The following is an 11,900-nucleotide window of genomic DNA, read 5'->3' as shown; positions in this document are numbered from 1 at the left end:
GTTTGTGTTATTCGTCATCTTTTCGGTTGCGCCAACGGATTCCCGCTTCCAGGAATCCGTCGATGTCTCCATCCAGGACGGCCGCAGGATTGCCGACCTCGTACTCGGTCCGCAGGTCCTTCACCATCTGATAGGGGTGCAGCACGTAGGAGCGCATCTGGTTGCCCCACGAACTACCACCTTCGCCTTTTAACGCGTCCAGCTCCGCGCGCTCTTCGGATCGCTTGCGCTCCAACAACTTTGCCTGAAGCACGCGCATTGCCGAGATCTTGTTCTGCAACTGCGATTTTTCGTTCTGGCAAGTCACGACGATACCCGTTGGGACGTGGGTTAAACGTACCGCGGAGTCGGTGGTGTTCACGGATTGGCCACCGGGGCCACTCGAGCGGTAAACGTCAACGCGCACATCGCCTTCCGGAATGTCGATGTGATCGGTGGTCTCCACCACAGGCAGCACCTCGACTTCGGCGAAAGAGGTCTGGCGCCGGCTTTGGTTGTCGAACGGGCTGATTCGCACCAACCGATGGGTGCCCTGCTCCACCGACAGCGTGCCGTACGCGAACGGGGCGTGCACCGCGAACGTCGCGCTCTTGATGCCGGCCTCCTCCGCGTAGGAGGTGTCGAACAGCTCGACGGGATACTTGTGCTGCTCGGCCCACCGGATATACATCCGCATCAGCATCTCGGCCCAGTCGGCGGCGTCCACCCCACCGGCCCCGGAACGGATCGTGACCAGCGCCTCGCGCTCGTCGTACTCGCCCGAGAGCAGAGTGCGCACCTCGGTGGCTTCGATCTCGGCCTGCAGCGCCTTCAGCTCGGCGTCGGCCTCGGCCAGCGCGTCCGCCGCGCCTTCGCCCTCCTCGGCGGCCAGCTCGTAGAGCACGGGCAGATCATCCAGACGCCCCCGCAGCTCTTCGATCCGGCGTAGTTCGCCCTGCGCGTGGGACAACTCGCTGGTCACCCGTTGGGCGCGGGCCTGGTCGTCCCACAACTGCGGATCCGACGCCTCGTGTTCGAGCTTCTCGATGCGGGCGCGCAGACCGTCCACATCGAGCACCCGCTCCACCGTGGTCAGGGTGGAGTCGAGGGCGGCGATGTCGGCTTGACGGTCGGGTTCCACAGCCGACAACGTTACCGGGGGCCTCCAAGCTGCTCGGCCACCGGCGAGTGCTGAGGTCACGACCAGCGGTCATGCGTTTAGAGTCGAGGCACGATCATGTGCGCCCCGCGTTGCGCGCGACAGCCCCCTGCGCGCTAACCGGGCCCGAACAGAAGGTCAGAATGCGCCCATACCACGTTGCAATCGTCGGCTCCGGACCGTCGGGGTTCTTCGCCGCGTCGTCCTTGCTGAAGGCGGCCGACGGATCCGAGGAGGTCGACGTCGCCGTTGACATGCTGGAGATGCTTCCCACCCCGTGGGGGCTGGTGCGCTCCGGTGTCGCGCCCGATCACCCGAAGATCAAGTCGATCAGTAAGCAATTCGAGAAGACGGCCCAAGATCCGCGCTTCCGGTTCTTCGGCAACGTCGCGGTCGGCGAGCACGTGCAGGCCAGTGAGCTCGCCGAGCGCTACGACGCTGTCGTCTATGCCGTCGGGGCGCAGTCCGACCGCGCGCTGAACATCCCCGGCGAGGAGTTGCCGGGCAGCATCGCCGCCGTCGATTTCGTGGGCTGGTACAACGCGCACCCGAACTTCGAGGAGGCCACGCCCGACCTGTCGGGCGCGCGGGCCGTGGTGGTCGGCAACGGCAACGTCGCCCTCGACGTCGCCCGCATCCTGGTCACCGATCCCGACGTGCTGGGCCAGACCGACATCGCCGACCACGCGCTGGAGTCGTTGCGGCCGTGCGGGGTCGACGAAGTGGTGGTCATCGGTCGGCGCGGCCCGCTGCAGACCGCCTTCACCACGCTCGAACTCCGGGAGCTGGGCGATCTGGAGAACGTCGACGTGATCGTCGATCCGGCGCAGCTCGAGGGCGTGAGCGACGAGGATGCCGCCGCGGCAGGCAAGACGGCCAAGCAGAACATCAACGTGCTGCGTGACTACGCGAAGCGCTCCCCGCGCCCGGGGCATCGCCGGATCGTCTTGCGCTTCATGACCTCGCCGATCGAGATCAAGGGGACGGAGAGAGTCGAGGCAATCGTGCTCGGCCGCAACGAACTGGTCACCGACGACAGTGGGCGGGTGTCCGCCAGAGACACCGGCGAGCGCGAGGAGCTACCGGTTCAGCTGGTGGTGCGCTCGGTCGGTTACCGCGGAGTGCCCACACCGGGACTGCCGTTCGATGAGAAGAGCGCAACGATCCCCAACAGCGGCGGCCGGATCGAAGACCGCCGCAACGAATACGTGGTGGGGTGGATCAAGCGCGGGCCGACCGGCGTTATCGGCACCAATAAGAAGGACTCCCAGGACACCGTGGACACGCTGCTCGCCGACCTGGCCGGTGGCGGTACCGAGGGCGGTCTGGCGGATTTTCCCGCCGACCACGCCGACCAGCTGGCCGACTGGCTGGCGTCGCGGCAACCCAAACTGGTCACCTCGGCGCACTGGGAGCTCATCGACGCCCATGAGCGGGCGGCCGGCGAACCGCACGGGCGGCCCCGCGTCAAGCTGCCGAGCCTGGCCAAGTTGCTTCGGATCAGCCACGGCTAGATTGGGGTCGTGGGTGGCGACGAACCAGTGAGCGTGCTTACTGAAGACGAGAGCTGGAATCTGTTGGGCAGCGTCACGCTGGGCCGGCTGGTCACCAACTTCGCCGGTGAGCCCGAGATCTTTCCGGTCAACTTCGTGGCCCAAGAACGCACCGTGCTGTTCCGGACCGCCGAGGGCACCAAGCTGTTTTCGGCCGTGGCGAACCACGCGGTGGTCTTCGAGGTGGACGACCACAACCTCGTCGAGGGGTGGAGTGTCATCGTCCGCGGTCGCGCTCGGCTGCTGAAAACCGACGCGGACATCGCCAAGGCCGACCGCGCGCAATTACTGCCGTGGACGGCCATGCCCAAGCCGCACTATGTGCGGATCACGCCGACCGAAGTCACCGGTCGTCATTTCCGGTTCGGCCCGGAGCCCGAGTTATAGGTTGCCGCAGCGGATCGCGAGCACGGAGTGCCCCGCGTCGCACAGCGGCTCGGCACGGTAGGTGTCGGTGACCACCAGCCCGCCCGCCTCGTGGTGGGTGCGCAGATACCGGTCGACCGTGCCGCCCGCGACCGCCTGCTCGGCGTGCACGTCGGGATACAACCGCATCCACCGGGCGAGTCGGCGATCCAATTGCGCGTGCGCCGTGGGGTTTCCGAGCGCACCGCCGCTCCCGCGGCGCGAGATCGATACCGCTCGCAGTGTGGCTCCGCGTAGCCGCGCTTCCTCGAACGCGTGCCGCAGCACCGTCCCGTTGTCCACTTCGGCGACGACGCTGCCGACCCGCGCGATTGCCCCACGGCCGGTCGACGGTTGGATGACGGCAACCGGACACAGGGCCGCGCGGACCAACGAGGATGCCACCGAGGGTCCGCCGCGGCAGGCGTGGTTGATCCCGATCCGCCCGACGCAGATCATGACCGCCGACCTCGATTCCTCGATCAGCTTGAAAACCGTTTTGCCCCATAGGATATCCGTTTCCACCTTGACCGGCTCGCCAGCGGCGTCGACGGCGCGATGGGCGTCGGCCAACGCGGCGCGCGCGACGGCGAGACGGGTGTCGCCGCCGCGCACGCCGGAGGCATCGCGCGGATCGATGACGTAGACCAGTCGCAGCGGGATATCGCGGCTGACCGCCTCGTCGATCCCCCATACCGCCGCATGGGTCGCCGCCCGGGATCCGTCGACTCCCACGACAATTGCCGGAGCTGGATATATTTTGCTCATCGCGACTTCCTCCGTTGAGCCATCGGGCCTTCGCTACACCGTTCACCCTTAGGCTATTGCCCGTAAAGCGCTCTCCCCCAGAGGCATTGGTCCCGAAATTGGTGCCATTGGACCCTACTGACCGCGAAGCCGCGCGAATTAACTGTTGCCATCGCGACGCCGGCAACCGAATACTGGGTGCGGACGAAAACCGGGTTTGTATGACATGCGAGACAGCGGGCACCACAGCCATCACCGAGACGGGAGACCTCGCGCATGACCGCTCAACCGACATCCGCCCAACAGCCATCGTCACAGCCCCTGGTCGGCAAGGGCTGGGTTCAGGGCGTCGCCCTCGTCATGATCTTCGGCTTTTTGGTCATGGGCATTTTGGCCTACCGCACCTATTCGGCGTCGATGCCGATGCCGGACAAAGTCGTCAGCGAATCCGGTCGGGTGCTGTTCACCGGTGCGGACATCACCCGTGGGCAAGAGCTCTACCAGGCCCGCGGACTGATGGAATACGGCTCGGTGCTGGGCCATGGCGCCTACCTGGGACCTGACTACACCGCCGAATACCTGCGCTCGGCAACGCAGGATGTCGCCGATCAACTGCGGGCGCAGGGCGTCACCGACCCGCGTGATCGGGTGGTCACCGAGTTCCGCACCAACCGCTACAACCCGGCGACGAAGACGTTGGTGTTCACCGATCGGCAGGCCGCGGCGTTCGACAACATCCAGAGCCGGTACGCCGCCTACTTCGGGGAGAACTCGACGAAATACGGTCTGCTGCCGCACCTGATCACCGACAAGGCGCAAATCCGTGACCTGACGGGATTCTTCGCCTGGACGGCGTGGGCCGCGGCGGCCGAGCGACCCGGCCACAAATACACCTACACCAACAACTGGCCCGCGGAGCCACGCGTCGACAACGGCCCCACCGCGTCGGTGATCGTCTGGTCGGCGCTGTCGCTGATCGCGTTGCTCGGCGGCATCGGGGTCATGTTCGCGGTCTACGGCCGGTGGAGCCAGAAGGTCGGCTGGCACAGCGCCGAGGCGTCCACCCTGTCGTTCCGCCAACCCGGCGAGGTGAGCCTGACCCCGGCGCAGCGGGCCTGCATCTGGTTCTTCGCGATCGTGTCGGTGCTGTTTTTGGCGCAGACGCTGCTGGGCGCGGCGGCCGAGCACTACCGTGCCGATCTGTCGACGTTCTTCGGCATCGATCTGGCCCGGATCTTGCCGTACAACCTGGCCCGCACCTGGCACCTGCAGTTGTCGCTGTTCTGGACCGCGGCGGCCTTTCTGGCCGGTGGCATCTTCTTGGTGCCGTTCATCGCGCGCCGCGAGCCCAGGCGCCAGGCGTTGCTCGCCTACGTGCTGCTCGGCGCCGTCGCCGTGGTGGTGTTCGGCTCGCTGATCTGTGAAGCGCTTTCCATCTACGGCGTGATCCCGGCCGGCGGGCTGTTCTCCCAGCAGTGGGAGTACCTCGACCTGCCGCGGCTGTGGCAGATCCTGCTGATCATCGGCATGTTCCTGTGGATCGCCATCATCTGGCGCGGCATCCGGGGCCGGCTCAAAGGCGAGTCGAAGATGAACATGCCCTGGCTGTTCTTCTTCTCCGGGCTGGCCATCCCGGCCTTCTACGCGGTGGGCCTGTTGGCCGGCAGCGACACTCACTACACGGTCGCCGATTTCTGGCGGTTCTGGGTCGTGCACCTGTGGGTGGAGGACTTCCTGGAGCTGTTCACCACCGTGATGGTGGCCTACATGTTCGTCCTGCTCGGCGTGGTGCGCGAGCGGATCGCGCTGGGCGTGATCTTCCTCGACGTCATCCTGTACTCGGCCGGCGGAGTCATCGGCACCATGCATCATCTGTACTTCTCCGGCACGCCGGTGGAGCACATGGCGTTGGGCGCGTTCTTCTCGGCGGCCGAGGTCATTCCGCTGACCTTCCTGACCGTCGAGGCCTGGGCGTTTCTGCAGCTCGGCGCGCGCCAGCAGTCCGGTGACGCCAACCCGTTCCCCCATCGCTGGGCGGTCATGTTCTTGGTGGCGGTCGGGTTCTGGAACTTCTTGGGGGCGGGCATCTTCGGGTTCCTGATCAACCTGCCCATCGTGTCCTACTACCAGATCGGCACCGCGCTCACAGCCAACCACGGGCACGCCGCGATGATGGGTGTCTACGGCATGCTCGCGGTGGGGCTGGCCATGTTCGCCTTCCGCTACGTGATCCCTGCCGACAAGTGGCCAGAGAAGCTGGCGCGGATCTCGTTCTGGTGCATGAACATCGGGCTGGCCTGGATGGTGTTCGCCACCCTGCTCCCGCTCGGCGTGCTGCAGCTCTACCACTCGGTCAACGACGGCTACTTCGAGGCCCGGTCGCTGGGCTACATCACCAAGCCGGGTAACGCGGTGCTCGAGTGGCTGCGGCTACCCGGTGACGTCATCCTGATCGTCGGCGGGGTCGTGCCGTTCGTCTGGATCGCCTGGACGGCGCTGCGCAACTTCCGGACGGGCACGACGGCGCAGGAGCTGCCCGAAAATCCGCTGTACACCCAGGCCGCGGCCGAGCCGGAGGCCGGCGCCGCGGTGCCGGCGAAGGATTGACGGTGACCGCGCCGGCGACCTCGGTGTGGTTGATCGCGGGGTACTCCGTGGCCCTGCTGGGCGTCGGCTGGAGTTTCGACGTCATGGCGCGACGGGCGTCGGCGCACGCGGCGCGCTGGCGCACAGGACAATTCACCTACCGGCCCGACCATGACGCGTGGATATGTCCCCAGGATCATTGGCTGTGGCCGACGTCATTCGATCCGAGGCATCGGGTCATGCGCTATCGCGCGTTGCCGGTGGTCTGTAACAGCTGCCCCGTCAAATCCGACTGCACCACGTCCGAGCACGGTCGCGAGATAAGCCGAGAGGTAGACCCGTGGCCGCATTCGGATGCCGGCCGCTTTCACCGCGGAATCGCCTGCTGCGTGGCCGCATTGGGGATCGTCTTACCGCTGGCCACATTGGTCGCCAACCACTCCGCTGCGGACACGCTGATCCTGATGGCGACCGTGCTTCTTGTCGCGCTGCTCGGGCTGCCGCTCGTCCGCCACCTGTGGAACACTCCTTCCAACGCGCCCGAATACCTTCCGCACCGCACCGCGATCGAGGACCAGGCGGCCGCGGCGATCGACCGCTATTCCACGCGCTGGGGCGGCTGGAAGCCCAAGGAGGACAACACGACATGACCACGCTGTTGATCGGCCTCGTCGCCGCCGGACTCGTTGTGCTCGCGGTACTCGCGACGTGGTCGCTGGCGGTGCTGCGCGAGTACGAACGCGGGGTGGTGTTCCGGATGGGACACGTACGTCCGCTGTACTCCCCGGGCCTGCGCCTTCTTATTCCGCTTCTGGACAAGATGATTCGCGTCGACCAACGCCTGGTCACCCTGACCATTCCGCCGCAGGAGGTCATCACCCGCGACAACGTGCCGGCCCGTGTCAACGCCGTCGTGATGTTCCAGGTGACCGATCCGCTGAAAGCGATTCTGGCGGTGGAGAATTACGCGGTCGCCACCTCGCAGATCGCCCAGACCACCCTGCGTTCGCTGCTGGGCCGTGCGGACCTGGACACGCTGCTCGCGCACCGCGAGGACCTCAACAGCGATCTGCGCACGATCATCGAGAAGCAGACCGAACCCTGGGGTGTTCAGGTCCGTGTCGTGGAGATCAAAGACGTCGAGATCCCCGAGTCGATGCAGCGGGCGATGGCCCGCGAGGCCGAGGCCGAACGCGAACGCCGCGCCAAGGTCATCAACGCCCGCGGCGAGCTGCAGGCCTCCGAAGAGCTGCGCGAGGCCGCCGAGACCCTCTCGAAGAGCCCAGCCTCGCTGCAGTTGCGTTACCTGCAGACGCTGCTGGAGCTGGGGGCGGATCAGAACTCGACCGTCGTCTTCCCGTTGCCGGTCGACATCATCACGCCGTTTTTGCGCAACCCGGAGATGCTGAAGGGCGTGGTCGACAACTTCAACCACCGCGGCTGACGCGGCGTCAGCCCAGATACCAAGCGCGTCAAACGCTTTCGGTATTCGACACGCGTAGATCTGGACCCGCATTTGGTTAACGGACGATGAACAACAGCCAAACGCCGTCTTAAATCTGCCTGGTCGACCCCGCGAAATAGGCAAAACCCCGCACGTGTGGGCCGCAGCTGCGATTTTTGAAGGGCCCAAAAACCGAAGGTCTCTCGCGATGCCCTGTGCGCACAGTCCGCCAACTCGATAAGTACCGCGCTGCCCCCTAGGCAGGCGCGGAGCAATCGCGCCCGGCCGTTCCATCCCCCGACGCGGGGGTGATCTGTGCCGGCTTGCACAGCCGGCTCGGGATCGGCCCACCAACTTTGATCAACGCCGTTGCGGCAGGCGCCGGCGCCAGTGCCGTTTGTCCGCACACCGCACTTTGAGGGGATGTATCCACATGGATTGGGCTTTTGTTCCACCAGAATTCAACTCCGCCCGGATGTATACGGGTCCCGGGATGGGCTCGCTGTTGGCCGCGGCGGGAAGCTGGGACGCGCTGTCGGCCGAGCTGAGCTCGGCGGCCGAGGGCTACGAATCGGCGCTCGCCGGCCTGGACCTGCAATGGCGTGGTCCCGCAGCGCAGGCGGCGGCGCTCGCGGCCGCCCGCTACGCGCAGTGGCTGCAGGCGACCGCCGAGCAGACCAGGCAGACGGCCATGCAGGCGCGGACGGCCGCGGCCGCCTACGAGCAGGCCTATGCGATGACGGTGCCACCGCCGGTGATCACCGCCAACCGCGCCCTGTTGGCCGCGTTGGTCGCCTCGAACATCGTCGGCCAGAACACCGCGGCGATTGCGGACACCGAGGCGCAGTACGCCGACTATTGGGCACAGGACGCCGCCGCCATGTCCGGCTACTCGGTGTCCTCGGCGGCCGCGACCCAGTTGCCGCAGTTTGCGCCCGCGAACAACTCCACCAACGAGTCCGGGGTGACCGCCCAGAAGGCCGCCGTGACCACGGCCAACACCAACGCCGCTGCCAACAAGGCCGTCACGCAGACGTTTTCAGCGCTAGACGCAACACCGGGAACGACGGAGAACAACTACTACTACTTGGACGCATCGACAACCAACGCGGCCAACGCCAATGCCAACGCGTTCCGGGTCCTCGACGCCATTCAGGGGACGGGCCTCGGCTTCAGCGCTCCCTACAACATGGAACAGTTCGTGTCGGGCATCATCGGGGCCGAGAACAATCTGGGCGTCCTCGCCAAGCCCTTGGCCGCCGCTCCCGCGCTCGCCGCACCCGCACTCTCCGGTGCTGCCACGAGTCTCGGCGGCGGTCTGGGCGGGGGCCTGGGCAATGTCACCGCAAGCCTCTCGCGCGCCGGATCGATCGGGCCGATGTCCGTGCCCGCAAGCTGGGCCGCGCCCACGAGCACCCATATCTCGCCCTTGGAACCGGCCGGTTTCACCACGTTGCCGGGAACCGAAGAGCCGGTGGCGTCCGGTTATCCCGGCTACCCCGGCATGCCGGGCGGCGGCGCCTCGCGAGCCGCCGGCGCGGGTGTCCCGCCCCGCTACGGTGTGCGGCTCACCGTGATGCCCCGCCCGCCGGCCGCCGGGTGACGTGCCGCCAATCCGCCAACTGCCGTCGGTTAGAGAACAAACCGTTATCCGCGAGCAGTTTCGTTGTACGCAGCCGATAGCGCTGTAAGACAATGGATTTCGAATTTCTTCCACCAGAGGTGAACTCTGGCCGCATGTATGCAGGCCCCGGGTCGGGCTCGCTGCTGGCTGCTGCCGGAAGCTGGGACTCGCTCTCGGCCGAGTTGAGCATCACGGCCGCCGTGTACGAATCGGTGCTGTCCGGCCTGACGGCCCTGTACTGGCACGGGCCCGCCTCCCAGGCGATGGCGGCCAGCGCCGCCCCCTATGTGGGATGGCTGTACGCGACGGCCGAGCGCGCACAGCAGACGGCCACACAGGCGCGGGCGGCCGCGGCAGCCTACGAGTTGGCGCGCGCCATGACGGTGCCCCCGCCCGTGATCGCGGCCAACCGCACCCAACTGGCGACGCTGGTGGCAACGAACTTCTTCGGGCAGAACACCGCCGCGATCGCGGCCACCGAAGCCCAATACGGCGGATATTGGGCCCAGGACGCTTCCGCGATGTATGGCTATTCCGCCAGTTCTACTGCGGCCGTGCAGTTTTCGCCGTTCTCCGCGCCGCGCCAGGCCACCGACCCGGCCGGGGTGACGGCTCAAAACGCCGCGGTCGCCCAAGCCGACACCAGCGCCGCCGGCTCCAACGCGGGCTCGCAGGCCGCGTCCGCCGCGCCCGGGGCGTCGCAAATCCCGGCCAACTTTCGGATCCTTGACACGATCCTGGGCACCCAGGTCGCGTTCAGGTCTCTCTTCACGGCGGAAGGCTTCAACGCCGGAATCATCCAGGCCGACAAGAACTTGGGCATCTTGCCGAACCTCGCGGCGGTTCCGGCCTCGCTCCCGAAAGCGCCCGCGCTCAGCGGTGCCGGGGCCGGTCTGGGGCGCGTCAATGCGGTGCTCGCCCGCGCCGGCCGGATCGGCTCGATGTCGGTGCCCGCGGGCTGGGCCACCGCGGCGGGCGACCCCGTCACGGCGGGGTCCGGCGGCGGCCTGTCCGGCCTGCCTGCGACCGAGTCGATAGCCCGTACCGGGCCCGCCACCGCCGGCGTGCCCGGAATACCCGGAGGGACGGTCCGGCGGGCCGCGCTGGTGGTGCCCCGCTACGGCGTTCGCATCACGGTCATGGCGCGCCCGCCCGCGGCCGGCTGATCCGCGCTAGCCCGCCGGTGGCTGCTGCGGCGCGGGCGGAGCGGACGGAGCGAATTTCCAGTTGTCCGGATTCTTCGGCGAATACAGCACCGGAAACAGTTGACCGATGGTCGGCCATTGATTCACGTCGACGGCCATGCGCTGATACACCGCGTGCTCGTTGACCGACGGGCCGTTGATCACCCCGGCGATGGTGACGAATTGCTCGCCGGTGGCGTCGGGTCGCGGGCTGACTCCGGTCACCAGCAGCGTGCCGCTCAGCTGCTCACCCCGGGGGCCGCGCGGCACGAACCGCTGGACGAGAAATACCGCGAGCACCGCGACCAGCAGGACCAGCAGTCCAAATTCCCACACCCCGCCATCGTAGGGCCGTGATAAGACTGCGTCATGAGTCGCACGAGTTCCGACGATCTGGCGCTGGCACTGACGCTGGCCGACCGCGCAGACTCGTTGACTTCCTCCCGATTCGGCGCGCTGGACCTGCGCGTCGACACCAAACCGGACCTGACGCCGGTGACCGACGCCGACCGCGCGGTCGAAACCGAGCTGCGGGAGGTGCTCGCACGCGAACGCCCAAGCGACAGCATCGTCGGCGAAGAGTTCGGCGGGGACACCACGTTCACCGGGCGGCAGTGGATCATCGACCCGATCGACGGCACCAAGAACTTCGTCCGCGGGGTGCCGGTGTGGGCCAGTTTGATCGCGTTGCTGCACGACGGCGTCCCCATCGTCGGCGCCGTGAGCGCCCCGGCTTTGCAGCGCCGGTGGTGGGCCGCGCACGGCCACGGCGCCTTCGTCGTGGTCAACGGTGCCCCGGCCCGCCGGATATCGGTTTCCTCGGTGACGCAACTGAATTCGGCCAGCCTGTCGTTCTCCAGTCTGTCCGGGTGGGCGCAGCTCGGTGTGCGGGACCGCTTCATCGCGCTCACCGACGCGGTGTGGCGGGTGCGCGCGTTCGGCGACTTCCTGTCCTACTGCCTGGTGGCCGAGGGGGCGGTCGACATCGCCGCCGAACCGGAAGTGTCGGTGTGGGATCTCGCGGCGCTGGACATCCTGGTGCGCGAAGCGGGTGGGACGCTGACCGCGCTGGACGGCACCGCGGGACCGCATCACGGCAGCGCCGTGGCCACCAACGGCCTGCTGCAGGACCAGGTGCTCGGCAGCCTCGCTGTGAATTAGTTAACAAGTGTTCTCTCCGATCTTACTCCGGAGTAAGATCGGCTCTATCCGCTTGCCC

At 67.1% G+C, this 11,900-nt stretch carries 11 protein-coding genes; 8 read left to right on the top strand and 3 right to left on the bottom strand.

The window, feature by feature from the left end; translation table 11 throughout:
* Window positions 1-7: 7 nt before the first annotated feature.
* On the bottom strand, window positions 8-1,120 hold the full coding sequence (gene prfB, locus ACZ50Z_RS01320; RefSeq protein ID WP_464481921.1) for a peptide chain release factor 2: 1,113 nt from the start codon (window positions 1,118-1,120) through the stop codon (window positions 8-10).
* Between the two features lie 161 nt (window positions 1,121-1,281).
* Here prfB and ACZ50Z_RS01315 point away from each other — a divergent pair, with 161 nt between their 5' ends.
* Together ACZ50Z_RS01315 and ACZ50Z_RS01310 are read left to right on the top strand one after the other, a co-directional pair.
* On the top strand, window positions 1,282-2,652 hold the full coding sequence (locus ACZ50Z_RS01315; protein ID WP_464481920.1) for an FAD-dependent oxidoreductase: 1,371 nt from the start codon (window positions 1,282-1,284) through the stop codon (window positions 2,650-2,652).
* Window positions 2,653-2,661: 9 nt separating this feature from the next.
* The gene (locus ACZ50Z_RS01310; protein ID WP_464481919.1) at window positions 2,662-3,078 is read left to right on the top strand and encodes a pyridoxamine 5'-phosphate oxidase family protein; all 417 of its coding nucleotides are present in this window, start codon (window positions 2,662-2,664) and stop codon (window positions 3,076-3,078) included.
* Here ACZ50Z_RS01310 and ACZ50Z_RS01305 read toward each other — a convergent pair.
* Complete coding sequence (locus ACZ50Z_RS01305) at window positions 3,073-3,864, bottom strand: universal stress protein (RefSeq protein WP_464481918.1); 792 nt, start codon at window positions 3,862-3,864, stop codon at window positions 3,073-3,075. The two genes, ACZ50Z_RS01310 and ACZ50Z_RS01305, sit on opposite strands and share 6 nt — an antisense overlap.
* A gap of 255 nt (window positions 3,865-4,119) precedes the next feature.
* Here ACZ50Z_RS01305 and ACZ50Z_RS01300 point away from each other — a divergent pair, with 255 nt between their 5' ends.
* The 5 genes from ACZ50Z_RS01300 (at window position 4,120) to ACZ50Z_RS01280 (ending at window position 10,663) form a co-directional block, all read left to right on the top strand.
* Complete coding sequence (locus tag ACZ50Z_RS01300; protein WP_464481917.1) at window positions 4,120-6,450, top strand: nitric-oxide reductase large subunit; 2,331 nt, start codon at window positions 4,120-4,122, stop codon at window positions 6,448-6,450.
* A gap of 2 nt (window positions 6,451-6,452) precedes the next feature.
* Window positions 6,453-7,079, top strand: coding sequence for a hypothetical protein (locus tag ACZ50Z_RS01295; protein WP_464481916.1), 627 nt, complete (start codon window positions 6,453-6,455; stop codon window positions 7,077-7,079).
* Complete coding sequence (locus tag ACZ50Z_RS01290; protein ID WP_464481915.1) at window positions 7,076-7,873, top strand: slipin family protein; 798 nt, start codon at window positions 7,076-7,078, stop codon at window positions 7,871-7,873. Before ACZ50Z_RS01295 ends, ACZ50Z_RS01290 begins: the two co-directional genes overlap by 4 nt.
* 433 nt (window positions 7,874-8,306) lie before the next feature.
* Window positions 8,307-9,476 carry a PPE family protein gene (locus ACZ50Z_RS01285; protein WP_464481914.1) on the top strand — a complete coding sequence of 390 codons (1,170 nt, stop codon included), beginning with the start codon at window positions 8,307-8,309 and terminating at the stop codon, window positions 9,474-9,476.
* A 92-nt stretch (window positions 9,477-9,568) separates the two neighbouring features.
* A complete protein-coding gene (locus tag ACZ50Z_RS01280) occupies window positions 9,569-10,663 on the top strand; it encodes a PPE family protein (RefSeq protein WP_464481913.1) in 1,095 nt (364 codons plus the stop codon).
* A gap of 6 nt (window positions 10,664-10,669) precedes the next feature.
* On the opposite strand, the gene ACZ50Z_RS01275 is transcribed toward ACZ50Z_RS01280, so the two are convergent.
* Window positions 10,670-11,017 (bottom strand): hypothetical protein, encoded by a 348-nt coding sequence (locus ACZ50Z_RS01275; protein ID WP_464481912.1) that lies wholly within the window; start codon window positions 11,015-11,017, stop codon window positions 10,670-10,672.
* 33 nt (window positions 11,018-11,050) lie between these two features.
* Here ACZ50Z_RS01275 and hisN point away from each other — a divergent pair, with 33 nt between their 5' ends.
* The gene (hisN, locus tag ACZ50Z_RS01270; protein WP_464481911.1) at window positions 11,051-11,842 is read left to right on the top strand and encodes a histidinol-phosphatase; all 792 of its coding nucleotides are present in this window, start codon (window positions 11,051-11,053) and stop codon (window positions 11,840-11,842) included.
* Window positions 11,843-11,900 lie beyond the last annotated feature (58 nt).

The sequence above is a fragment of the Mycobacterium sp. NTMscope_MAC_269 genome (assembly GCF_976985695.1).
The sequence above is the reverse complement of the archived record's forward strand: the minus strand, read 5'-3'. Positions and strand labels throughout refer to the sequence as shown.